Below are 22,743 nucleotides of genomic sequence, written 5' to 3'. Positions count from 1 at the left end.
CGCGTGCCGGCGTGTCCGCCGACCGGGATCACATTGACCCGGGCGCCTCCCGCACCCGAGGGTTGGGTGTATGCCCCAAGCACCGGTTCCTCCTCGAAGACCGCGCGGCCCGATACCCGCGAAGGAGGCTCCGTGCAGGGGGTGTTGACGGGGTTCGCGGTGATCGCGGTGGTCATCGCCGTCGGCTATGTGATCGGCCGGCGCGGATACCTCGGGGAGCACGGCCGGGACGTGCTGACGAAGCTGGCGTTCCACGTGGCGTCGCCCGCGCTCCTCTTCACCACCCTCGCGGGGACCGACCTCTCGGTGATCTTCTCCGACCGTCTCCTGGTCACCGCGCTGAGCACGGCCGCGGCGGCCGGGGTCTTCGTGGCGTTCGGCGCCGTACGCCGCTGGGGCGTGGGCCGCACCACGATCGGCGCCCTGTGCTCCAGCTACGTCAACTCGGGGAACCTGGGCATACCCATCGCCGTGTACGTCCTCGGCGACGCGTCGCTGGTGGCTCCGGTGCTGCTGTTCCAGCTGGTCGGGGTCACGCCGGTCGCGCTGACGATCCTCGACCTGTCCGGGGGCGGTACGAAGGGCCCGCTGTGGCACCGCCTGCTGGCGCCGCTGCGCAACCCGATCGCGCTCGGCTCCCTGGCGGGTGTGGCGGTGTCGGCGGCCGGGGTGCGGGTGCCGGCGCCGGTGCTGGACCCGCTGACCCTGATCGGCGGCATGTCGGTCCCGGCGGTCCTGCTGGCCTTCGGCATCTCCCTGTGCGGCAGCGCGATGCCGGGCCGGGGCCCGGACCGGCACCCGGTGTTCCTCGCGGTGGCCCTGAAGTCCCTCGGCCAGCCCGCCGCGGCCTGGGCGCTGGCGGCCGGTGTCTTCGGTCTGCGGGGCGCTCCCCTGCTCGACGTGGTCGTGACCTCGGCCCTGCCCGCCGCACAGAACCTGTTCACCTACGCGTCGACCTACGGCGTGGCAGAACGCCTGGCCCGCGACGCGATCCTGCTCTCGACGGTGCTCTCGGTGCCGGTGCTGGTGGCGGTGGCGGCGCTGCTGGGCTGAGCGTCAGTCGACGGGGAACTCACCGGTGTCGATCGTCAGGCCGAACGGATCCGGCAGCTTGATGGGATCGCCGAACTTCACGGCGCTCAGAACCCGGTAGACATCGCCCTTGGGCTCGCCGAAGAGCGTGGCGGTGGGGCCGCCGGGGGCCCAGCGGTCGACCAGCAGGTACAGCGGGATCCCGGCGGTGGCGTAGGCGGCGGGCTTGCTGACGCGGTCGTGCTGGGCGTTGGACTTGGAGGTCACCTCGACGACGAGTTCGGCCAGGGCCGCCGGGATGTGGGACTCCGCCTCCGCGCACTCCTCCACGGGCGCCACGAGCAGGTCCGGGATGAGCATGCCCAGACGGGACGGCACGGCGATCGCCAGTGTCTGGAAGATCTCCCAGTCCTCGGGGATCGCGGAGTAGAGGCGGCGTTGAATACGGGCCGCGATCACGTTGTGGCGGGACGCGGGAGCAGGTGACACGGTGATGATCCCCTCGATGATCTCCACCTTGCTGCCCTCGGGCCATTCCATCTCCTCCCAGAACCGGACGAGGTCGTCCCAGTTCTGGTCGGGGTCCTGGCTCACGGTGAGTGCGCTCATGGCGGTCTCCTATCGGTGCGTCACCGATCCCAGCATGCCGAACGGGACCGGTGGGGGTCCACCGGTCCCGTTCACCTGAAAGGAGAAACCGCAGGTCAGGCGATACGTTCCCGCACGACCGGCGCGGCGGTGAACGGCGTGCCCGACGGGGCGATGTCGTAGGCGTCCGTCAGCGACTGGAGGGCGTACTCGAAGCGCTCCGGGGTGTCGGTGTGCAGGGTCAGCAGGGGCTGCCCCGCGGTCACCGTGTCGCCGGGCTTGGCGTGCATCTCGACGCCGGCGCCCGCCTGCACCGGGTCCTCCTTGCGGGCGCGTCCGGCGCCCAGGCGCCAGGCGGCGACGCCGACGTCGTAGGCGTCGAGGCGGGTGAGGACACCGGAGGACGGGGCCGTGACGACGTGCTGCTCGCGCGCGACGGGCAGTTCGGCGTCCGGGTCGCCGCCCTGGGCCGCGATCATGCGCCGCCAGACGTCCATCGCCGAGCCGTCGGCCAGGGCCTTCGCCGGGTCGGCGTCCTCCAGGCCGGCCGCCGCCAGCATCTCGCGGGCCAGGGCGACGGTCAGCTCGACCACGTCGGCGGGGCCGCCGCCGGCCAGGACCTCGACGGACTCGCGGACCTCCAGGGCGTTGCCCGCGGTGAGGCCGAGCGGGGTCGACATGTCGGTGAGCAGGGCGACGGTCTTCACGCCGTGGTCGGTGCCGAGGCCGACCATCGTCGAGGCGAGTTCGCGGGCGTCCTCGATGGTCTTCATGAAGGCGCCGGAGCCGACCTTGACGTCCAGGACGAGCGAGCCGGTGCCCTCGGCGATCTTCTTCGACATGATCGAGGAGGCGATCAGCGGGATGGCCTCGACGGTGCCGGTGACGTCCCGCAGGGCGTACAGCTTCTTGTCGGCGGGTGCCAGGCCGTCGCCCGCCGCGCAGATCACCGCGCCGGTCGTGTCGAGGACGTCCAGCATCTCCTCGTTGGACAGCAGCGCGCGCCAGCCGGGGATGGACTCCAGCTTGTCCAGGGTGCCGCCGGTGTGGCCGAGGCCGCGGCCGGACAGCTGCGGGACGGCCGCGCCGCAGGCGGCGACCAGGGGCGCGAGCGGCAGGGTGATCTTGTCGCCGACGCCGCCGGTGGAGTGCTTGTCGGCGGTCGGGCGGCTCAGGGACGAGAAGTCCATGCGCTCGCCGGAGGCGATCATCGCGGCGGTCCAGCGGGCGATCTCACGGCGGTTCATGCCGTTGAGCAGGATCGCCATGGCGAGTGCGGACATCTGCTCGTCGGCGACCTCCCCGCGGGTGTACGCGTCGATGACCCAGTCGATCTGTTCGTCGCTGAGCTCGCCGCGGTCCCGCTTGGTGCGGATGACGGAGATGGCATCCGTCGACAAAACAGCCATGGCTTTCCTTCCGAAGGTTCCAGAAGACACACGGCCCCTCTGGACGGTCGCGTGAGCGACGCAGAGGGGCCGCACGAGGGTTACTTGCTGAGGTGGTCCGGTCCGAACGCCTGGGGCAGCATCTCCGACAGCGGCAGGATGCCGGCCGGGGTGTCGAGCAGCAGGTCGGGGCCGCCGAACTCGTAGAGCAGCTGGCGGCAGCGGCCGCAGGGCACCAGGGTGCGGCCCTCGCCGTCGGAGCACGCGAAGTGCGTGAGCCGGCCGCCCCCTGTGTTCTGCAGCTGCGAGACGAGTCCGCACTCCGCGCACAGGCCGAGCCCGTAGGAGGCGTTCTCGACGTTGCAGCCGGTGACCGTGCGGCCGTCGTCGACGAGGGCCGCGGCGCCGACCGGGTAGCCGGAGTAGGGGGCGTAGGCGCGGGACATGGCGTCCCGCGCGGCGGCCCGCAGCCTGTCCCAGTCGACGTCGGGCGCGGCGGCCGGGCTCACTTGCCCTGTCCCTTCCGGTACGGAAGGCCGTCCGCCTTCGGCATCCGCAGGCGCTGCGCGGACAGCGTGAGGACGACGAGCGTGACGACGTACGGCGTGGCGGAGACGACCTGGTTGGGCACCTCGTTGGTGGTGGCGTACCAGGTGTACACCAGCGCGCCGACCACGGCGGTGATCATCGACGGGGCGTACTTCTTGCGGACCACCAGGTAGACGGCGCCGATGATCAGCAGCAGGGCGCCGAGCAGCAGCAGGGCGTGCACGTTGGTGGAGCCGCCGCGCAGGTTGAGGCTGTCGGTGTAGCCGAACAGGCCGGCGCCGAGGGCGAGGCCGCCCGGCATCCAGTTGCCGAAGATCATGGCGGCGAGGCCGATGTAACCGCGGCCGCTGACCTGGCCCTCCAGGTAGAAGGGGTTGGCGACGATGGAGAGGAAGACGCCACCGAGGCCGGCCAGACCACCGGAGATGATCACGGCGATGTACTTGTACTTGTAGACGTTGACGCCGAGGGACTCGGCGGCGACCGGGTTCTCACCACAGGAGCGCAGCCGCAGACCGAAGGCGGTCCGCCACAGGATCCACCAGGTGCCGGGGATCAGCGCGACGGCGATCAGGGTCAGCCAGGAGACGTTGGTGACCAGGCCGCCGAGCAGACCGGCGATGTCCGAGATGAAGAACCAGCCGTTGTCGTTCAGGTCCCGCAGGCCGTCGGACAGGCCCGGCACGGTGAAGTGACCGAGGGTCTCGACCGCCGGGGACTGCTTGGCGGAGCCGCCCGCGTGGCCCTCGAAGGCGAGGGGCGCGAGGTAGCGGGTGATGCCGAGGGCGAGGATGTTGAGCGCCACACCGGAGACGATGTGGTTGACCCGGAAGGTGACGGTGGCGATGGCGTGCAGGATGCCGCCGATGCAGCCGCCGCCGATGCCGACGACGACACCGGTCCAGGGGCCCCACTGGAAGCCGGCCCAGGCGCCGAACCAGGTGCCGAGGATCATCATGCCCTCGAGACCGATGTTGACGACGCCGGCCCGCTCGGCCCACAGACCGCCGAGACCGGCCAGTCCGATCGGCACGGCGAGCTGGAGCGCGGTGGACATCTGGCTGACGTTGGTGATGCCGTCGGCGCCGGTGATGATGCGGACGATCGAGGTCAGTGCCAGGGCTCCGGCGATGACCAGCAGCAGCACCTGCCAGGACAGACGGCGGCCGGTCGGCGCCGCGGGCTGCAGCGAGGGCTGGTTGACATCAACCGCTGAGGTCGGGGCAGTCATCGGCCAGCCACCTCCTTCGTGGTGTTGTTGTCGGCGCCGAGGACGTGACCGGCTGCCAGTTCGGCGCCGACCCGGCGCTGCTGGCGGCGCAGGCCCCACTCACGGACGGCCTCGTAGGAGACGACGACCGAGAGAACGATCAGGCCCTGCATGATGACCGCGATCTCCTTGTCGTAGCCGTGGAAGTCCAGCTCGGGGGACGCCTTGTCGAGCCAGGCCCACAGCAGGGCGGCGAACGCGATGCCGACGGGGCTGTTGCGGCCGAGCAGCGCGATGCCGATGCCGAGGAAGCCGATGCCGGTGGGGAAGTTCAGGCTGTACGTGTGGGTGTCGCCGAGCAGGATCGGCAGGCCGGCGAGGCCCGCGATGCCGCCGGAGAGCAGCATGGCGGTGAGCACCATGCGCTTGGGGTCGACGCCGCTGGCCGCGGCGGCCGTCTCCGAGGCGCCGGAGGCGCGCAGGTCGAAGCCGAAGCGGGTGCGGTTGAGGGCGACCCAGTAGCCGATGCCGAGCAGCACGGCGAGGAAGACCAGGCCGTAGATCTCGCCGGCGTCGCCGACGGGGATGCCGCTGATCCAGCCGGACTCGTGCATCTCGCCGGTGGTGTTGTTGTTGCCGACCTTGACGCCGAAGACGTCCGGCAGCCACAGGTAGGCGATCACGGAGGTAGCGATCGCGTTGAGCATGATCGTCGCGACGACCTCGCTGACGCCCCGGGTGACCTTCAGGACACCGGCGATGCCGGACCAGAAGGCGCCGGTGAGGACGGCCGTGAGGAGGAGCAGCGGCACCTGGAGGCCGGCCGGCAGGCTGGCGTGGGCGCCGACGACGGCGGCCATCATGGCGGCGAGCTGGTACTGGCCGTCGACGCCGATGTTGAACAGGTTCATCCGGAAGCCGATGGCGACCGCGAGCGCCGCGATGTAGTACAGCGACGCCTGGTTGATGATCAGCACCTGGATGTCGGAGAAGCCGAGCTGCTCGAACATCAGGGTGTACGGCTCGACCGGGCTCTTGCCCGAGGCGACCAGGACGATCGCGCTGAGCACGAAGGCCACGGCGAGCGCGATGACCGGTCCGGCCACCGCGAGGAGCACGCGCTCCTTGTCGAACTTCTTCATCAGCGTGCCTCGTCTTCGCCGGACTCGGGAGACTTGCTCAGGTTCGGAGTCCCGGGGGTCGTGTCGTCGTGTTCGAGGTGCCCGGTGGCGGCACCCGTCATCGCCGAGCCCAGCTGCTCCGGGGTGATGGTGGCCGGGTCGGCGTCCGCGACCAGCTTGCCGTTGTAGATCACGCGGAGGGTGTCGGACAGGCCGATCAGCTCGTCCAGGTCGGCGGAGATCAGCAGCACGGCCAGGCCCTCGCGGCGGGCCTCGCGGATGTGGTCCCAGATCGCGGCCTGCGCGCCGACGTCCACACCGCGGGTGGGGTGCGCGGCGATGAGGAAGCGCGGCTTGTGGCTCATCTCGCGGCCGACGATCAGCTTCTGCTGGTTGCCGCCGGACAGCGAGGCGGCGGTGACGTCGATGCCGGGGGTGCGGACGTCGTACGCCTCGACGATGCGACGCGTGTCCTGCTGGGCGGCCTTCGGGTTCAGCCAGACACCCTTGGCGAGGGGCTCCTCGGTGACGTGGCCGAGGATGCGGTTCTCCCAGAGGGGGGCCTCCAGGAGCAGACCGTGCCGGTGCCGGTCCTCGGGGATGTAGCCGATGCCCTGCTCGCGGCGCTTGCGGGTGGTCCAGCCGGTGATCTCCTCGTCGGCGAGGGTGATCGTGCCGGTGTCCGCGTGCTTGAGGCCGATGAGGGCGTCGACCAGTTCGGTCTGGCCGTTGCCCTCGACGCCGGCGATGCCCAGGATCTCGCCCTCGTGGATGGTGAAGGAGATGTCGTCCAGGAGGGCCTTGCCGCCGGCCGTCTCCAGGCGGAGCTTGTCGACGGTGATGACCGGGCGGTCGGTGACCGTGGACTCGGCGGTCTCAGGGGTGGGCAGCTCGCTGCCCACCATCATCTCGGCGAGCTGCTTCGGCGTGGTCTCGGCGGGGACGGCCGTGCCGACGGTGGTGCCGCGGCGGATGACGGTGATCTCGTCGGCGACGGAGAGCACCTCGCCCAGCTTGTGGGAGATGAAGATGACCGACAGGCCTTCGGACTTCAGCTCGCGCAGGTTCTCGAAGAGGGCGTCGACCTCCTGCGGCACGAGGACCGCGGTCGGCTCGTCGAGGATCAGGGTGCGGGCGCCGCGGTAGAGGACCTTGAGGATCTCCACGCGCTGGCGGGCGGCGACGCCGAGCTCCTCGACGAGGCGGTCGGGCTCCACGCCGAGGCCGTAGCGCTCGGAGAGCTCCTTGATCTTGCGGCGCGCCTTGGCGCCGATGCCGTACAGCTTCTCGCTGCCCAGCACCACGTTCTCGAGGACGGTGAGGTTGTCCGCGAGCATGAAGTGCTGGTGCACCATGCCGATGCCGCGCACGATGGCGTCGGCCGGGGAGGAGAAGGTGACCTGCTCGCCGTCGACCGCGATGGTGCCCTCGTCCGGCTTCTGCATGCCGTAGAGGATCTTCATCAGCGTCGACTTGCCGGCGCCGTTCTCGCCGACGAGGGCGTGGACGGTGCCCTTGCGGACGGTGAGGTGGATGTCGTGGTTGGCCACGACGCCCGGGAAACGCTTGGTGATCCCGGCGAGCTCGACGGCGGTCACCTGACCGTTGACCGCCGCGCCGGCCGGAGGGCTGCTGGACGCTTTGATGGCGCACACTCCTGGGGACGGGGGTCGTCTACGCGCGTAGCGCCCCTATGGCCTGAAAAGGGGCCGGCGTACCGCGACAACGGGGTACGGGGAGCGAGCCTCCCCGTACCCCGTCGAGCGGACGAAACCCCTGGGGTTACCGCTGCTCAGGGTCTGGCTTCACTCAGCTGGTCTTGACCTTGATCTCGCCGCTGACGATCTTCTCCTTGGCCGTCTTGAGGGCTGCCTGAAGCTCGGCATTGTCCGCGAACTTCGGGTTGGAGTTCGACAGGCTCACCTCACCCGACTTCAGATCGCCACGAACGATACCGGTCTCGGGCTTGCCGTCCTCGACCGACTTCGCCAGGTTGTACACCGCCTTGGCGACGTCCTTCATCGCCGAGGTCAGGATCGAGTCCTTGTACTTGGCGAGCGCTTCCTGGCTGTACTGGTCGGAGTCGACACCGATGGCCCACACCTTGTTGGCGGCGGCGGCCTCGATGACACCCTGACCCGACAGACCGGCGGCGGCGTAGACGACGTCCGCCTTCTTCTCGATCTGGCCCTCGGCGGCCGACTTGCCCTTGTCGGGGCTGGAGAAGCCACCCTCCTCCGCGGTCTGCGTGAGGTACTGGGTGAGGACCTTGGCCTTGGGGTTGGTGTCCTTGACGCCCTGCTCGAAGCCGGCCTGGAACTTGTGGATCAGCGGGATGTCCACGCCGCCCACGAAGCCGACCGTGTTCGTCTTGGTGGACTTGGCGGCGGCGACACCGGCCAGGTACGACGCCTGCTCCTCGGAGAAGACGAGGTCCGCGACGTTCTTCGCCTCGACGGTGGAGTCGTCGACGATGCCGAAGGTGGTGTCCGGGAACTTCTCGGCGGCGCCCTTGACGGCGGCGGCGTACGCGTAGCCGACGCCGATCACCGGGTTGTAGCCCTGCTTGGCCAGCGACGCGAGGCGCTGCTCCTTGTCGGCGTCCGTCTCGCCGTCGGTGGGCTCGACGTCGGCGGTCGTGTAGCCGAACTCCTTCTTCGCCTGCTCCAGGCCCGCGAACGCGGCGTCGTTGAAGGACTGGTCGCCCTTGCCGCCGACGTCGTACGCGATGGCGAGACCCTTGTCCCCGCCCTTCGAGTCCTCCGAGGAGGCCTTGGTGGAGGTGCCGCCGCAGGCGGAGAGAGCGAGGGCCAGAGAGGCGGTCGCTGCGCCTGCGACCGTGATCCGGGAAATCCGGCGCATGTCGTGAGACTCCTGTCGTACTAGCGCCGGGGGGGTACAGCCGTGGGACAGCTTGCAGCAACGGCGCTGGCTTTCGCCGCAGAGTAACGCGCGTAGACCTGCCAGGAAACCCCTTCTGTCCACCTTGTTATAGGCCCGTGGCCAACGGCACGCGCGGGGCGGGCCGGAGGCCGTTCGCGGGGGCCGGAGGGTGGCCGTGGGTGACCGGCGCGTCACCCGGAGGACGGATGAGAGGGCCGTGGCCGGGAACGACGAGCGGGCGGGCACCCGTCGGATGCCCGCCCGCTGAACAGTCGTACGACGAACGGCCGTACGGCCGCTGTTACTCCGTGTTGACCTTGATGGAGCCGTCGATGATGCCTTCCTTGGCCTTGTCGACGGCCTCGGTCAGACCCGGGATCTTCGCGAACTCCGGGTTGGAGTCGGAGAGGCCCACGCCGTTGACCTTGAGGTCGAAGGTCTGCGTGCCGGTCAGCGGCTTGCCGTCGTGGACGGACTTGGCCAGCGTGAACACGGCGCCGCCGACGTCCTTCAGGGCGGACGTCAGGATGGAGTTCTTGTAGTTGGCGAGAGCCGCCTGCTTGAACTGGTCGGAGTCGACACCGATCGCCCAGACCTTGGCCTTCGAGGCGGCCTCGATCACGCCCTGGCCGGAGAGGCCGGCGGCGGCGTACTCGACGTCCGAGCCCTTCTCGATCTGGCCCTCGGCGGCGGCCTTGCCCTTGTCGGGGCTGGAGAAGCCACCCTCCTCGGCGGTCTGCGTCAGGTACTGCGACAGGACCTTCACCTTGGGGTTGGTGTCCTGGACGCCCTGCTTGTAACCGGCCTCGAACTTGTGGATCAGCGGAACGTCGACACCGCCGACGAAGCCGACCGTGTTCGTCTTGGTGGCCTTGGCCGCGGCGACGCCGGCCAGGTAGGAGGCCTCCTGCTCGGCGAAGACGAGGGAGGCGACGTTCTTGCCCTCGACCACGGAGTCGACGATGCCGAAGGTGGTCTTCGGGTACTTCTTGGCCACGGCCTCCATCGCGGGACCGTAGGCGAAGCCGACGCCGATCACCGGGTTGTAGCCCTGCTTGGCCAGCGACGCGAGGCGCTGCTCCTTGTCGGCATCCGTCTCGCCCTCGGTGGGCTCGATGTCGGCGGTCTTGTAACCGAACTCCTTCTTCGCCCGCTCCAGGCCCGCGAACGCGGCGTCGTTGAAGGACTGGTCGCCCTTGCCGCCGATGTCGTAGGCGATGGCGAGACCCTTGGAGTCGCTGCTGCTGTCACCGCCGCTGCCGCTGTCGCTGCTGGTGCCACCGCACGCCGTGGCAGCGAGCGCGATCGACGCGACCCCCACCGCGACACTGGTCAGTTTGGATGTCCGACGCATCGTGAAGTCCCCATTCTCCAAGCCCCGCAGTGGGTGCTGGGTTCGGCGCACATTAACGCGCGTAGACACTCCTGGGAACGGGGTTTCGCCGTGCCGTTATCCATTCGTGCCGATGGCCGGTTACGTCCTTGTGAACCACCGGATCGAAAGGCACACATGGGGCGACCGCACCCATGGTGCCTTCCGCGCGGCAGCGCTCCGGACCGCCCGCCATGGCCCAGACTCTCCCCGCCCCCCGGCTGTCGCAAGCGGAGGGGGCGAGACGGGTGGCGGAGCGTCCGGAGCCGTGCCCGCGGGACGCGCCGTCAGCGCCCGGCGTCGATCAGGGCCGCCGCCGTGAACAGCTCCACGCCGACCGCGATGGCCGACTCGTCGACGTCGAAGTCGCCCTGGTGCAGGTCACGCCCGATCCGGTCGCCCGGGTGGCGGACGCCGAGGCGGGCCATGGCGCCGGGGACGTGCTCCAGGTACCAGGAGAAGTCCTCGCCGCCGAGGCTCTGCTCGGTGGACTCCACGGAGTCGGCGCCGCGCCGGGCGGTCATCGCCTCGCGCAGCAGCTCGGTGGAGTCGGCGTCGTTGACGACGGGCGGGACGCCCCGCACGTAGTTGATCTCCGACTTGGCGCGGTGCAGGTTGGCGACCTCGTCGATCGCGGCGACGACCAGGTCGGGCGCCTGCCGCCAGGTGTCGAGGTCCAGGCAGCGCACGGTTCCGGCCACCTCGGCGTGCTGCGGGATGACGTTGGGCGCGTGGCCGGACTCGACGCGGCCCCAGGTCACCGACAGTCCGCTGCGGGCGTCGGCGCGCCGGGCGACGATCGCGGGCACGTCGGTGACGACGCGGGCGACGGCGGTCACGAGGTCGGTCGTCAGATGGGGGCGGGCGGTGTGGCCGCCGGGGCCGTCCAGGGCGATCTCGAGGCGGTCGCAGGCGGAGGTGATGGCGCCCTCGCGCAGCCCGATCCGGCCCGCTTGCACCTTGGGGTCGCAGTGCAGGGCGAGGAACCGGCCCACGCCGTCGAGCACGCCGTTCGCGATGGCCTCGACGGCGCCGCCGGGGAGGACCTCCTCGGCGGGCTGGAAGAGCAGGCGCACCGGCCGGGGCAGCTGTCCGCGCCGCTCCAGCTCGGCCAGGACGAGGCCGGCACCGAGCACCACGGTGGTGTGCACGTCGTGCCCGCAGGCGTGGGCGCGGTCGGGCACGGTGGAGCGGTAGGAGCACTCACTCTTCGTGTCCGGGATGGGGAGCGCGTCGATGTCGCCGCGCAGCGCGAGCATGGGGCGTCCGCCGTCCCATGCGCCGATGTCGCAGACGAGGCCGGTGCCGCTCGCGAGGACGCGGGGCTTCAGGCCGGCCTTCTCCAGGCGGGCCTTGATCGCGGCGGTCGTTCGGAACTCTTGGTTGCCGAGCTCAGGGTGCATGTGGAGGTCGCGCCGGAACTCGATGAGCTCGGCGCGCAGCTCCTCCGGCAAGGTGCCGGGCAGGGCTGATTCTCCGGTTTGGTCGGCCTCGGACTCTGCGGACATCTGTTGGTTCACCCTCTGAAGGGTAGGACGCCGAGACGGCCGAGTGACCCTCGATCAACAAAAGTTCAACCCGTTCGGGGAAGAAAATCTGGTCGTCCGACGCGTAGGGAGTGATTCAGGTGGGTAAACTCGCACGCTTCTCACCGAGCCGACCTGCCAGGTCGACGGAGGGTGACCACGACGCGGGTTGCCCCATACTCCACGGATACCACGCCTGCGACAGAACCGTCGGTCGTGTTCACCTGTCGGGACCGGGTGCCCAGGGTCAAGTCCCTGACACCCCCTGGAGTCACCGGGTGCCAGCCGACTTCCCTGAGGCCACGCGGGCCTCGTACGACACCATCGCCGCCGCCTACGCAGAGCGCTTCCCCAACCGGCCGGCCGACGGTCATCCGCTGGACCGGGCGCTGATCGGCGCGTTCGCCGAGCTGGCCCGCGCGTCGGGGGACTCCGCGGGCCGGATGCGTCTGTCCGAGCGCTTCGGCCGGGATGTCGATCTCACCTGTCACTGGCGGACCCCCGAGGCGGTCGCCGCTGCGTTGGCGGAGGCCGGCCTGCGGGTGACGGCGCGGACGCTGCGGGAACCCGTCGGTGAGGAGAGGCGCCCACGCGCCTTCCTCCTGGCCGAGAGGCCCGCCGGGCTCACACCGCGCTGACCGCCGGGAGCCGGTGCACGTCGCGTGCGGTGCCGGTGACGCCCGACAGGAAGCCCTGGGCGCGGGGTGACGCGTGTGCCGTCAGCCACGCCGGGTCGATGTCGCACACCGCGACCCGGACGCCGGTGCCGGCCAGGGCGAGCGGCAGGGTGTGCACGACGGTCGACGGGAAGCTCAGGACCGTACGGCCGATGGGGCCGCGGCGGGCGATCAGCTCCAGGGGAAGGTCGGGGCGGACGACCTCCAGGCCCGTCCCGACCGCGAGCCGGTGCAGTTTCTCCGCGCTCTCGCGCCGGTGGGCGAAGTAGCGGGTGGCACCGTGCGCCGCGGCCAGGGCCCGGACGGCGTCCAGGTACCGGTCGCCGTCCACGACCCCGGTCTCGACGAGGGACGTGCCGACCAGGTCGGCGCCCTTGGTGATGCGGGGCGGGCCGAAGCGGTCACGGGTCCAGGCGAAGGCGTTCGCGGTGACCGTCACACCGGGCGGTGTCTCCTCCACCGGCATGGACGAGAAGACCTCGACGGATCGCCGGCCGCCGGGCGTGAGGCGTCTGCGGGCGACCGTCGACACCGGCGCGAACAGCAGGTCGCGGGGGCCGGGGCGGCCGCCCTTGCGGTGCCAGCGCACCAGGCGTTCCCCATGGGCGAGCTGCGCCACGAACTCCATGGTCGCGGTGCCGTCGTCGACGACGACGAGGTCGTGGGCGCCGGTGATCGTCAGCAGGAGCTGCACGTACCGGGAGAACGGGTCGCCCAGGACGATCCGCTCGGCGCCGCGCAGCAGCGCCGCGAGACCGCCGATGGTGCGGAAGGGGGCCGTGGCTCCGCCGCGCGCCTCCTCCCAGCGGACCGTGTGCCCCTCCTCGCGGGCCAGCTCGGCCATGCGGCGGAGCTGGCCACGCGTCATGGGGTCGGTCGGGGACAGCACGACCAGGGTGAGCCCCGCGCCGGACGCGCGGGCATGGGCCCACTCCAGCACGTTGAGGAGCTGCACCGGGCTCTCGACGAACGCGAGGGTGGAGTGGCCGGCGTTCCCGGCGCGGCGGCTCATCGGCGTAGGACCGTCCCCTGCCTCGTGGTGTGCGGGCTCAGACCGTGACCGGCTCGCCGGCCGCGGCGGCGATCTCCGCCTCGGCGACCACGCCGGAGACCCGGCGGAGCTTCTTCATCGGGCCGAGCTCGGAGTCGTAGACCTTCTTCACGCCGTCGCCGAGGGACGCCTCGATGGTGCGGATGTCCCGGACGAGGCGGGTGAGGCCCTGCGGCTCGACGGAGGCGGCCTGGTCGGAGCCCCACATGGCGCGGTCGAGGGTGATGTGCCGCTCGACGAAGGCGGCGCCGAGGGCGACGGCGGCCAGCGTGGTCTGCAGGCCGGTCTCGTGGCCGGAGTAGCCGATCGGGACGTTCGGGTACTCCTTCTCCAGCGTGTTGATCACACGGAGGTTCAGCTCCTCGGCCTTGGCCGGGTAGGTCGAGGTGGCGTGGCACATCAGGATGTTGTCGGAGCCGAGGACCTCGACGGCGTGCCGGATCTGGCGCGGGGTGGACATGCCGGTGGAGAGGATGACCGTGCGGCCCGTGGCGCGCAGCTCGCGCAGCAGTTCGTCGTCGGTCAGGGAGGCGGAGGCGACCTTGTGGGCGGGCAGGTCGAACTTCTCCAGGAAGGCGACGGCCTCGGTGTCCCACGGGGAGGCGAACCAGTCGATCCCCTTCTCCTTGCAGTACTCGTCGATCTGGCGGTACTCGTCCTCGCCGAACTCGACGCGGTGCCGGTAGTCGATGTAGGTCATCCGGCCCCAGGGGGTGTCGCGTTCGATGTCCCACTGGTCGCGCGGGGTGCAGATCTCGGGGGTGCGCTTCTGGAACTTGACGGCGTCGCAGCCTGCTTCGGCGGCCACGTCGATGAGCTTGAAGGCGTTCTCCAGCTCGCCGTTGTGGTTGATGCCGATCTCGCCGCAGATGTAGACGGGGCGGCCGGGGCCGACCTCGCGCGAACCGAAGGTGCGGAGACGGGAGTTGGTGCTCATCAGAGGTTTCCTTACTCGGGGAGGGAGTCGAGGGAGGGGCCGAGGATCCAGCCGGCGATCTCCCGGACGGCGCCGTCGCCACCGGGGAGGGTGGTGACCGCGCGGGCGGCGCCGCGGACGACGTCGTGGGCGCTCGCGACCGCCACGGGCCAGCCCACGAGGGCGAAGCACGGGAGGTCGTTGACGTCGTTGCCGACGTAGAGCACGCGCTCGGGCGCGATGCCCTGTTCCTCGCACCACTGCTTGAGGGCGAGGTCCTTGCGGTCGATGCCGTGCAGCACGGGGATCCGCAGCTTGCGGGCGCGGGCGGCGACGACCGGGTTCTGCTCCGTGGAGAGGATCAGCATCTTCAGGCCGCTCCTGCGCAGGGCGGCGATGCCGAGTCCGTCCCCGCGGTGCACGGAGACGAACTCCTTTCCGTCGGCGTCGATCAGCACCCGGTCGTCGGTCTGGGTGCCGTCGAAGTCCAGGACGACCGCGTCGATGTCGCCGGCGGCCGGCAGCCGGCCGGGGAGGTCCGCGTCGAGGAGGGGGGCCAGCGCGCGGGCGCGGGCGAGGTCGTGCGGATCGTCGATCTCCAGCACGCGGGCGGGGTCGGTGCGGACCAGTTCGGTGCGGCCGAAGAAGCGGTGACCGTGCTTGCGGAAGCCGGCCGCGTCCATGGCGTAGGCGGCGCCGGTCTCCAGGAAGTCCTGGGGGCGGTCCTGGCGGCGCGGGCGGACGGACTTGTCGTGGTTGACGCCGTGGCCGCTCTCGACGGAATCGCCGGAGTCACCGGTCTCGCTGGTCTCGCGCCAGACGAAGCCGTGGAAGGGCGCCACGGTGACGGCGGTGTCGGCGCCGTTCTCGGCTACCGCGGCGGCCGCCTTCCCGATGTCGTCGCGGACGAGGAACGGGCTGGTGCACTGCACGAGCAGGACCACGTCGACGATGGCGCCGTGCAGCGCCTCGTGGGTGTCGAGGGCGTGCAGCACGGCCGCCTCGGAGGTGGCGGTGTCCCCGGCGATGGCGGCGGGCCGCAGCACGACCTCGGCTCCGGCGTCCCGGGCTGCGGCGGCGATGGCCTGGTCGTCGGTGGAGACGACGACGTCGGTCACCAGCCGGCTCGCCCGGCACTCGCGCACCGCGCGGACCACCAGGGGGACGCCGCCCACCGGGGCGAGGTTCTTCGCGGGCACGCCCTTCGAGCCGCCGCGTGCGGGGATCACCGCGAGCACCCGGCGGGTCGAGGCGCCGGGGCCCGCTGCGGGGTCGGACATGGGGTCTCCTTGGGGGTGGGAACGTCGGTGGGGCCGTCGGTGGGGGGTCACAGCTCGCCCATCCGCCGGATCGCGGGGGCGACGCGCTGGACGCCGTGGCGGTAGGCGCCGCGCGCGGCCCGGCGCACGATCTGCCGGACGGCGCCGGGCGCCTTGTCGGCGGCGGGCGCTCCGGGCAGCGGTACGCCGTCGGGGCCGAGGTGGTGGCGGGCGAGGACGCCGGGCAGGTAGCCGGGCGCGGTCTCCGGCGTGTACCAGGGCGCGAGCGGCGGCAGGCCGCCCGGCCGGTCCAGCAGGCGGGCGACGCGTGCGCGGGCGGGGTCGAACGCCGTGGCGTAGGTTCCGCCGGCGGCCACTCCCTGCCGGGCCACCCACTCCTCGTCCGGCTCGGGCCGGTACCCGGCGTCGAGCTGGTCCCAGGAGGCGAGGCAGCCGGAGCCGACGAAGTGGTGGTTGCCGAGGGCCTCGCGCACCCCGAGGTCGGTGAGGACGGCCGTGGGGACACGGCGGTGCAGGGCCTCCAGGGCGGCGGTGGAGCTGACCGTGACGAGGAGGTCGGTGCGGTCCAGCACCTCCCCCATGTGCCCGTACACCAGGCGGAGGTTGGGCGGCAGGTCCTGGCCCCGGGCCAGTTTCTGGTACGGCAGTTCCTCGATGTGGGTGGTCTGTTCGCCGGGTCTGGAGCGCAGTTTGAGCAGCACCTCGCGCTCGGGGTGTGCGCGGGCGTGCCCGATGAGGCGGTTCAGCAGGTAGGCGCGGTCCCGGCGGTTGTCCGGCACGGAGGGCTGGGCCGCGAACACCACGGTGCGGGGCTCGCGTCCGCCGGTGTGCGGCTCTCCGCCGAGGAAGGGCAGCGCCACCTCGGTCACCGCCGAGGCGTCGGCGCCGACCCCCTCGTACACCGCGCGGAAACGCTCGGCGTCCTGCCGCGAGTTGGCGAGGACGAGGTCCGCGCCGTGCCGCAGCAGCAGGCCGTCGGCGAGCTTCTCGTACACGACGCCGACGTAGCCGGTGACGACGACGGGGCGCTCGGGACGGTCCGCCCACACCGCGCGCAGCCCGTGCAGCATGGCCTGCACGCCGCCGCCGACCAGGGCGAGGACGACCACGTCGTACGGCTCCCGCGCCATGACGCGCAGGAACTCGGCCGCGGTCACCTCTTGCAGGGAGTCGGCGGGGGCGCCGGTCTCCTGGAGCTGGCGGGCCGTGGGCGTGGCCCGGCCGCGCAGGAGGTAGCCGTCCAGGCGGACGTCCGCGTCCTCGGGGGCGATGCGGTGCGCGGTGAGCGCTCCCCATTTCCACCGGGTGTCGGAATCCGCGAGCACGGCCGTTCGCCGGGTCTTCGTCGTACTTGCTGGCACGTCGAGGACGCTAGGAACCCTTTCGGAGCTCCCGCCCAACCCGAACACAACAAACGGTTAACAGCACACCGACGAACGGCGAATCGGGTCGCGCCAAGCCCGGAAAAGGACCCGGTTCACGGCTTCGCCACACGTCGTTCACCTGAATTCAAGGAAGGCGTCAAGACGAATGCCGGGCCGCGCCCTACCGTCATTTCCGTGGTCAAGCTCTCCGTCATCGTGCCGTTCTTCAATGTGCGGCAATACGCGCCCGAAACCCTTCGGAGCCTTCGTGCGAACGCGCGCGACGACTTCGAGTTCATCCTCGTCGACGACTGCTCGCGCGACGGGACACCGGAGATCCTCGCGCGCGCCGAGCGCGAGCTGCCGGGTGCCGTCCTCGTGCGGCACGAGAGGAACGGTGGACTGGCGACCGCGCGCAACACCGGGATCGACCGGGCGCGCGGCGAGTACCTGACGTTCCTGGACGGCGACGACTGGCTCGCGCCCGGCTATTACGACCGGCTCGTCGCCGCGATCGAGGAGCTGGGCTGCGACTTCGTGCGCACGGACCACGTCCAGTGCACGGGGCGGGCGCGCGGTGTGCACCGGGTGCCGCACGGCCGGCGCGGGGTCGTGCTGCGCCCGCGGGACGCGATCCTGCCCGCCGACCGCTCCACGTCCGTGGACTACGCGTACGCCTGGGCGGGGATCTACCACCGCCGGCTGGTCGAGCGGGGGCTGCTGCACTTCACCGACGGGCTGCGCACCGCGGAGGACCGGCCGTGGATCTGGCGGCTGCACCGGGAGGCGGATTCCTTCGCGGTGGCCGGCCTGCTCGGCGTCTTCTACCGGCGCGGGGTCGCCTCTTCTCTGACGCAGATCGGGGACGTACGGCAATTGGATTTCATCCGCGCATTCGACCAGGTCGTCACGGAAACCGCCGAGGACCCCGCGGCGGACATCCTGCTGCCGAAAGCCGTGCGCACGTATTGCGCCATCATTTCCCATCATCTGGGATCCATCGAGAGGTTCGAGCCCGCGGTGGCGAGAAAACTGAAAGCGATGAGTGCCGGGGCGCTGCGGCGGATGCCGCAGGACGTGCTGGAGGAGGCGCTGGACTCGATGGACGTGCGGCGCGCCACCCGGCTGCGCCGGCTGCGTCGCCGTCCCGCCGTCGCGGGGGCCGCCGCGTGACGACCCAGATCTTCCAGGCGTCCACGCTGTACGGCGCCGCCACCCTGGCCGCCGCCCTGGACGCCGGCTGCTTCGGCCCCGCGGACCGGCGGATCCTGCTGGTCTGCAACAACGCGGCGAACCCGGAGACCACGCCGGGCCTGGAGTCCCTGCCGGGCTTCGGGCGGCTGCGCGACCGCTTCGACGACGTGCTGTCGTACAACGAGACGATCTTCCCGTTCCACCCCGGCGGCTGGACGCCCCGGCCGGACGACCTGCCGCTGTGGGAGCGGTTCGTGCGCCACGAGTGGCGGCTGGGCGACGACGACGTGGCGCTGGCGGTGGAGTCGATCCAGGTCGACCCGTCGCTGGCGCTCGCCCGGATCTTCACCGGCGCCCCGGTCACCGTCTACGCCGACGGCCTGATGAGCTACGGCCCGACCCGCAACAAGATCGACCCGCTGGTCGGCACCCGGGTGGACAGGGTGCTGCACGTCGACCTGGTGCCGGGGCTCGCCCCACTGCTGCTCACCGAGTTCGGCGTCCCGGCGGAGACCGTGCCGACGCCGGCCCTCACGAAGGTGCTGGCCGACCTCACGGACGGGGAGGACGGCCTGCCGGACGTCGAGGAGCCGGCCCTGTTGCTCGGCCAGTACCTCTCCGCGCTCGGCATCCTCACCCCCGAGGAGGAGGACGACCTGCATCTGCGGATGCTGAGGGGCGTGGTGGCGCTCGGTCACGGGCGGGTGGTGTTCAAGCCGCACCCCTCGGCGCCCGCGCGGTTCACCCGCAGCCTGGAGGAGGAGGCGGAGCGGCTCGGCGCCGAGCTCACCGTCTGCGACACGCCGGTCCTCGCCGAGGTGCTGTTCCAGCGGACGCGTCCCGCGCTGGTGGCCGGCTGCTTCTCCACCGCGCTGCTCACGGCGTCCGCGCTGTACGGCCTGACGGTCGCCCGGGTCGGCACGGAGCTGCTGCTGGAGCGGCTGACGCCGTACGAGAACAGCAACCGGGTGCCCGTCACGATCGTGGACGCGCTGCTGCCCGCGCTGGAGGACGGGGCGGCGGTCGCCGGGCGGCGCGCGGGCCGGGACGTGGAGGCACTGTCCGCGCTGGTGCGCGCGGTCGGTTTCGCGATGCAGCCGAAGATCCTGCCGGGCCTGCGCGCGGAGACCGAGCGGTTCCTGGCGCTCCATCAGGACGAGGGCACCCTGCGCTACTTCAAGCGCAGGCGGCTGACCTCGCTGGGGCTGCCGGGCGGGCTGCCCGCGCAGCTGGCGTTCATCCCGCGCAACGCCACGGTCCGCCGCGTGGCCCGCCGGGCCCGGGACATACGCCGGTCGGCCCGCGGGGGCGCCTCGTGATCGACGCGCCCGCCGCCGAGGTCACCCCGGCCCGCCCCACCACCCCGGCTCCACCCCGTCCGACCCGGCTGCGCGCCCTGGACGGGCTACGTCTGGTCGCCGCGCTGATGGTGGCCGCGTATCACTACGGCGGACGCGACGGCGAGGTCGCCGACGCCTGGGGCACCTCGCCGAGCCTGCAGTTCCCGACGCTGCACGGCTGGTTCGCGTACGGCTGCCTGGGCGTGCAGGTGTTCTTCGTGATCAGCGGGTTCGTGATCTGCATGAGCGGCTGGGGCCGCACCCTGACGTCGTTCTTCGCGTCCCGCGCGGCCCGCCTGCTGCCCGCGTACTGGGCCGCGGTCGTCCTGGTGACGGCCGTGTTCGCGCTGCCGGTCGTGGCGTACCGGGCGGTGTCGCCGTCCGACGCGCTGCTGAACCTGACGATGCTCCAGCAGCCGCTGGGCGCCGACCGGGTGCTGGGGGTGTGCTGGACGCTGTGGGCGGAGATCCGCTTCTACGCGCTGTTCGCGCTGTGCGTCGTGCTGCCCGGCGCGAGCCGGCGGCGGATCATCCTGTTCTGCGCGGCCTGGACGCTCGCGGCGGCTCTCGCGCAGGGCGCCGGGGAACCGCTCCTCGACCTCGTGCTGATGCCCGAGTACGCGCCCTTCTTCATCGGCGGTGTCGGCCTGTACCTGGTGCACCGCGACCGACGTGACGCCTACGCGTGGGGCATCGTGGGCGTCAGCTGGCTGATCGGCCAGCACTACGCGGTGGCCCGGCTGTGGCACGCGCCGGACGTCGACGCGTTCTCCTACCGCAGCTCCCTCGGGATCGTCCTGGTCGTCACCTGCGGCTTTCTGGCCGTCGCCGCGATCGCGCTGGGCTGGCTCGCCCGGGCGGACTGGCGCTGGCTGACGGTCGCCGGCGCGCTGACGTACCCGTTCTACCTCGTCCACGAGCATCTGGGCTGGGTCGTGATCGAGGCGCTGCACCAGGGGCTCGGCCTGCCCTCGTCCGTCACGGCCCTGCTCACGGTGGCCGCGATGCTGCTGCTGGCGCGGCTGCTCAACCGGTACGTCGAGGAGTGGGCGACCCCGCTGCTGCGCCGCACCCTGTCCGGGCGGACGTCCCGCAGGCCACGAGCGGCGCTCAACTGATCCCGTAGCGGGCCTCGACGCCGGCGATCACGAGGGCCAGCCCCTCCTCGAAGTGCTGGTCGTAGTCGGCGAAGATCTCGGCGCCCGCCCGCGCCGACAGCGGGTAGTCGGCCATCATCCGGGCGCGTTCCTCGATGTCGTAGCCCTCGCGGCGCTCGCCGGGCAGCGGTTCGACGCCCTGCTCCTCGGTGACGAAGCCGAGCGTGTAGGCGTACGCCGTCGAGGTCGCGCGGACGGCCTGGGCGAGGGTGAAGCCCGCGGCTGTGAACAGCCGCAGGCCGTCCTCCATCTGCTCGGCATGCACCATGCCGGTGAACCGTGAGCCGCTGAACACCTTCGCGCCGTCGCGGTAGCCGCGCAGCGCCGCGCGCAGCCCGCGGTTCGTCTTCAGCAGCCGCTCGCGCCAGGTGTCGCCGGGATCAAGCGGGGTCCCGGCGACCATCCGCCGGTACATCTCGGTCGCCATCTCGTCGAGCAGCGCCTGCTTGTCCTTGAAGTGCCAGTACAGGGCTGGCGCCTTCACATCCAGTTCACGGGCGATGGCGCGCAGGGTCAGCCCGTCCAGGCCGACCTCGTTCAGCAGTCTCAGGGCGGTGTCGGCGACCCGGGTGCGGTCGAGGGGCGCGCGGCGTTCGGTGCTCACGCTTGACAGTTTAACGCCGTTAAGGGCACGCTCGGCGGCAGACGGCACTTAACAACGTTAAGGAGTGACGCGATGGCGGAGCACGCCCGCACGACGGACGTCCTGATCGTGGGAGCGGGGCCGACCGGCCTCACCCTCGGGATCGACCTGGCCCGGCGCGGGGTGGACGCGCTCGTGCTGGAGCGCGCCGGGGAGCTCTTCCCCGGCTCACGCGGCAAGGGCCTGCAGCCCCGCACCCTGGAGGTCTTCGACGACCTCGGCGTGCTCCCCGCGATCCGCGCGGCGGGCGGCACCTACCCGGTCGGCATGATCTGGCAGGACGGGAAGCGGGCCGGCGAGCACCACATGTCCGAGCCCGCCGTACCCACCGAGGCCTCCCCGTACGAGGAGCCGTGGATGGTCGCGCAGTGGCGGACCCAGCGGATCCTGCACGAGAGGCTGACCGGACTGGGCGGCGAGGTCGCCTTCGGCTGCGAACTGACCGGGCTCGCCCAGGACGCGGAAGGCGTGACCGCCCGGCTCGCGGACGGCCGCACGCTGCGCGCCCGCTACGCCGTCGCCGCCGACGGCGGCCGTTCGGTGGTCCGGCGGTCCCTGGGCATCGGCATGACCGGCGAGGACGTCGACCCCCAGCCGTGCCTGGTGGCGGACGCCCGGATCACCGGCCTGGACCGCGACAACTGGCACATCTTCCCGCCCCGCGGGGACGACGACGCCTTCCTGGCGATCTGCCCGCTGGCCGGCACGGACGAGTTCCAGGTCGTCGCCCGCTTCCCCGAGGGCGCCACCGTGGACACCTCCCTGGAGGGCGTGCGCAAGGTCGTCGCCGCGCGCTCGCACCTGCTGCCCGAGGATGTCACCGAGGTGCTCTGGGCCTCCGACTTCCGGCCGCGCATGGCGCTCGCCGACCGGTTCCGGGACGGCAGGGTGTTCCTCGCCGGGGACGCGGCGCACGTCCACTCGCCGGCCGGCGGCCAGGGGCTCAACACCAGCGTGCAGGACGCCTACAACCTGGGCTGGAAGCTCGGCGCGGTGCTGCGCGGCGGCGCCGGCGAGGCCCTGCTCGCCACCTACGAGGAGGAGCGGCGGCCCGTCGCCGCGCACATGCTGGACGTCTCCACCGGCGTGCACCGCGGCGAGATCCGGCGCGGGCAGGCGACACGTCAGCTCGGCCTCGGCTACCGGGAGTCGTCGCTCACCCGCGAGACCCGCCCCGAGCCCGGCCCGGTCCGCGCGGGCGACCGCACCCCGGACGCGCGGGCCGGCGGCGTCCGGCTCTTCGACGCGTTCCGGGGGCCGCACTGGACCCTGCTGACCGTCGGCACGGACACCGCCCTGCCCCCGCTCCCCCTGCCCACGGTCCGCATCGGCGCGCACGCGACATACGGCACGGGCGTCTTCCTGGTCCGCCCCGACGGCTATGTGGGATGGGCGGGGACCACCGCCGAGGGGCTGACGGAGTACGCGGAGGAACTCCGCCTCGTCTGACTC

Annotated in this window: 20 protein-coding genes; 6 read left to right on the top strand and 14 right to left on the bottom strand. The window is 71.7% G+C overall.

The features are described 5' to 3' along the window. The first annotated feature begins 132 nt into the window (after positions 1–132). The gene (locus tag ADL34_RS02035; protein ID WP_062663777.1) at positions 133–1,053 is read left to right on the top strand and encodes an AEC family transporter; all 921 of its coding nucleotides are present in this window, start codon (positions 133–135) and stop codon (positions 1,051–1,053) included. A 3-nt stretch (positions 1,054–1,056) separates the two neighbouring features. Here the strand turns inward: ADL34_RS02035 and ADL34_RS02030 are convergent, their stop codons facing one another. From ADL34_RS02030 to ADL34_RS01990, 9 genes are all read right to left on the bottom strand, one after another. After that, positions 1,057–1,641, bottom strand: a complete 585-nt coding sequence (locus ADL34_RS02030; RefSeq protein ID WP_062663779.1) for a Uma2 family endonuclease — start codon at positions 1,639–1,641, stop codon at positions 1,057–1,059. Positions 1,642–1,736: 95 nt separating this feature from the next. Next, positions 1,737–3,029: a thymidine phosphorylase gene (locus ADL34_RS02025; protein WP_062663780.1), complete on the bottom strand. Its 1,293-nt coding sequence runs from the start codon at positions 3,027–3,029 to the stop codon at positions 1,737–1,739. Between the two features lie 80 nt (positions 3,030–3,109). Next, complete coding sequence (locus ADL34_RS02020) at positions 3,110–3,517, bottom strand: cytidine deaminase (RefSeq protein ID WP_079033957.1); 408 nt, start codon at positions 3,515–3,517, stop codon at positions 3,110–3,112. Then, on the bottom strand, positions 3,514–4,788 hold the full coding sequence (locus ADL34_RS02015) for an ABC transporter permease (protein WP_062663781.1): 1,275 nt from the start codon (positions 4,786–4,788) through the stop codon (positions 3,514–3,516). The genes ADL34_RS02020 and ADL34_RS02015 overlap by 4 nt, the downstream gene beginning before the upstream one ends. Further along, on the bottom strand, positions 4,785–5,909 hold the full coding sequence (locus tag ADL34_RS02010) for an ABC transporter permease (RefSeq protein ID WP_062663782.1): 1,125 nt from the start codon (positions 5,907–5,909) through the stop codon (positions 4,785–4,787). Before ADL34_RS02010 ends, ADL34_RS02015 begins: the two co-directional genes overlap by 4 nt. Continuing rightward, positions 5,909–7,486 (bottom strand): ABC transporter ATP-binding protein, encoded by a 1,578-nt coding sequence (locus ADL34_RS02005; RefSeq protein WP_062664376.1) that lies wholly within the window; start codon positions 7,484–7,486, stop codon positions 5,909–5,911. The genes ADL34_RS02010 and ADL34_RS02005 overlap by 1 nt, the downstream gene beginning before the upstream one ends. Positions 7,487–7,697: 211 nt before the next feature. Further along, positions 7,698–8,750: a BMP family lipoprotein gene (locus ADL34_RS02000; protein WP_062663784.1), complete on the bottom strand. Its 1,053-nt coding sequence runs from the start codon at positions 8,748–8,750 to the stop codon at positions 7,698–7,700. A 322-nt stretch (positions 8,751–9,072) separates the two neighbouring features. Next, positions 9,073–10,125 (bottom strand): BMP family lipoprotein, encoded by a 1,053-nt coding sequence (locus ADL34_RS01995; RefSeq protein WP_062663786.1) that lies wholly within the window; start codon positions 10,123–10,125, stop codon positions 9,073–9,075. Positions 10,126–10,430: 305 nt separating this feature from the next. Continuing rightward, the gene (locus tag ADL34_RS01990; protein ID WP_062663788.1) at positions 10,431–11,651 is read right to left on the bottom strand and encodes a M20 family metallopeptidase; all 1,221 of its coding nucleotides are present in this window, start codon (positions 11,649–11,651) and stop codon (positions 10,431–10,433) included. 296 nt (positions 11,652–11,947) lie between these two features. On the opposite strand from ADL34_RS01990, the gene ADL34_RS01985 reads away from it, so the two are divergent. After that, a complete protein-coding gene (locus ADL34_RS01985) occupies positions 11,948–12,307 on the top strand; it encodes a hypothetical protein (protein ID WP_062663790.1) in 360 nt (119 codons plus the stop codon). Here ADL34_RS01985 and ADL34_RS01980 read toward each other — a convergent pair. Genes ADL34_RS01980 through ADL34_RS01965 form a run of 4 tightly spaced genes read right to left on the bottom strand, consistent with a single transcriptional unit; the run spans position 12,294 to position 16,954 of the window. Continuing rightward, positions 12,294–13,358, bottom strand: coding sequence for a hypothetical protein (locus ADL34_RS01980; protein ID WP_062663792.1), 1,065 nt, complete (start codon positions 13,356–13,358; stop codon positions 12,294–12,296). The two genes, ADL34_RS01985 and ADL34_RS01980, sit on opposite strands and share 14 nt — an antisense overlap. Positions 13,359–13,395: 37 nt before the next feature. Continuing rightward, the gene (locus ADL34_RS01975) at positions 13,396–14,334 is read right to left on the bottom strand and encodes an N-acetylneuraminate synthase family protein (protein ID WP_062663794.1); all 939 of its coding nucleotides are present in this window, start codon (positions 14,332–14,334) and stop codon (positions 13,396–13,398) included. A gap of 11 nt (positions 14,335–14,345) precedes the next feature. Beyond that, on the bottom strand, positions 14,346–15,593 hold the full coding sequence (locus ADL34_RS01970) for an N-acylneuraminate cytidylyltransferase (protein ID WP_062663796.1): 1,248 nt from the start codon (positions 15,591–15,593) through the stop codon (positions 14,346–14,348). A 47-nt stretch (positions 15,594–15,640) separates the two neighbouring features. After that, complete coding sequence (locus ADL34_RS01965) at positions 15,641–16,954, bottom strand: DUF6716 putative glycosyltransferase (RefSeq protein ID WP_062663798.1); 1,314 nt, start codon at positions 16,952–16,954, stop codon at positions 15,641–15,643. 198 nt (positions 16,955–17,152) lie between these two features. On the opposite strand from ADL34_RS01965, the gene ADL34_RS01960 reads away from it, so the two are divergent. Genes ADL34_RS01960 through ADL34_RS01950 form a run of 3 tightly spaced genes read left to right on the top strand, consistent with a single transcriptional unit; the run spans position 17,153 to position 20,609 of the window. Then, positions 17,153–18,130: a glycosyltransferase family 2 protein gene (locus tag ADL34_RS01960; RefSeq protein ID WP_062663800.1), complete on the top strand. Its 978-nt coding sequence runs from the start codon at positions 17,153–17,155 to the stop codon at positions 18,128–18,130. Next, the gene (locus tag ADL34_RS01955) at positions 18,127–19,470 is read left to right on the top strand and encodes a polysialyltransferase family glycosyltransferase (protein ID WP_062663802.1); all 1,344 of its coding nucleotides are present in this window, start codon (positions 18,127–18,129) and stop codon (positions 19,468–19,470) included. The genes ADL34_RS01960 and ADL34_RS01955 overlap by 4 nt, the downstream gene beginning before the upstream one ends. Continuing rightward, a complete protein-coding gene (locus ADL34_RS01950; RefSeq protein ID WP_400092213.1) occupies positions 19,470–20,609 on the top strand; it encodes an acyltransferase family protein in 1,140 nt (379 codons plus the stop codon). The genes ADL34_RS01955 and ADL34_RS01950 overlap by 1 nt, the downstream gene beginning before the upstream one ends. On the opposite strand, the gene ADL34_RS01945 is transcribed toward ADL34_RS01950, so the two are convergent. Beyond that, a complete protein-coding gene (locus ADL34_RS01945) occupies positions 20,602–21,252 on the bottom strand; it encodes a TetR/AcrR family transcriptional regulator (RefSeq protein ID WP_062663806.1) in 651 nt (216 codons plus the stop codon). The two genes, ADL34_RS01950 and ADL34_RS01945, sit on opposite strands and share 8 nt — an antisense overlap. 72 nt (positions 21,253–21,324) lie before the next feature. On the opposite strand from ADL34_RS01945, the gene ADL34_RS01940 reads away from it, so the two are divergent. After that, positions 21,325–22,740 carry an FAD-dependent oxidoreductase gene (locus tag ADL34_RS01940; RefSeq protein ID WP_062663808.1) on the top strand — a complete coding sequence of 472 codons (1,416 nt, stop codon included), beginning with the start codon at positions 21,325–21,327 and terminating at the stop codon, positions 22,738–22,740. Positions 22,741–22,743 lie beyond the last annotated feature (3 nt).

The organism is Streptomyces sp. NRRL WC-3605 (genome assembly GCF_001509795.1).
Classification (GTDB): Bacteria; Actinomycetota; Actinomycetes; order Streptomycetales; family Streptomycetaceae; genus Streptomyces; species Streptomyces viridochromogenes.
The sequence above is the reverse complement of the archived record's forward strand: the minus strand, read 5'-3'. Positions and strand labels throughout refer to the sequence as shown.

Excerpts from the sequence above, each read along its gene's own strand:
- ADL34_RS02015 (WP_062663781.1), bottom strand. The coding sequence starts at position 4,788 with ATGACTGCCCCGACCTCAGCGGTTGATGTCAACCAGCCCTCGCTGCAG.
- ADL34_RS02030 (WP_062663779.1), bottom strand. The coding sequence starts at position 1,641 with ATGAGCGCACTCACCGTGAGCCAGGACCCCGACCAGAACTGGGACGAC.
- ADL34_RS01940 (WP_062663808.1), top strand. The coding sequence starts at position 21,325 with ATGGCGGAGCACGCCCGCACGACGGACGTCCTGATCGTGGGAGCGGGG.
- ADL34_RS01975 (WP_062663794.1), bottom strand. The coding sequence starts at position 14,334 with ATGAGCACCAACTCCCGTCTCCGCACCTTCGGTTCGCGCGAGGTCGGC.
- ADL34_RS02010 (WP_062663782.1), bottom strand. The coding sequence starts at position 5,909 with ATGAAGAAGTTCGACAAGGAGCGCGTGCTCCTCGCGGTGGCCGGACCG.
- ADL34_RS01995 (WP_062663786.1), bottom strand. The coding sequence starts at position 10,125 with ATGCGTCGGACATCCAAACTGACCAGTGTCGCGGTGGGGGTCGCGTCG.
- ADL34_RS01980 (WP_062663792.1), bottom strand. The coding sequence starts at position 13,358 with ATGAGCCGCCGCGCCGGGAACGCCGGCCACTCCACCCTCGCGTTCGTC.
- ADL34_RS01990 (WP_062663788.1), bottom strand. The coding sequence starts at position 11,651 with ATGTCCGCAGAGTCCGAGGCCGACCAAACCGGAGAATCAGCCCTGCCC.
- ADL34_RS02000 (WP_062663784.1), bottom strand. The coding sequence starts at position 8,750 with ATGCGCCGGATTTCCCGGATCACGGTCGCAGGCGCAGCGACCGCCTCT.
- ADL34_RS02025 (WP_062663780.1), bottom strand. The coding sequence starts at position 3,029 with ATGGCTGTTTTGTCGACGGATGCCATCTCCGTCATCCGCACCAAGCGG.
- ADL34_RS01970 (WP_062663796.1), bottom strand. The coding sequence starts at position 15,593 with ATGTCCGACCCCGCAGCGGGCCCCGGCGCCTCGACCCGCCGGGTGCTC.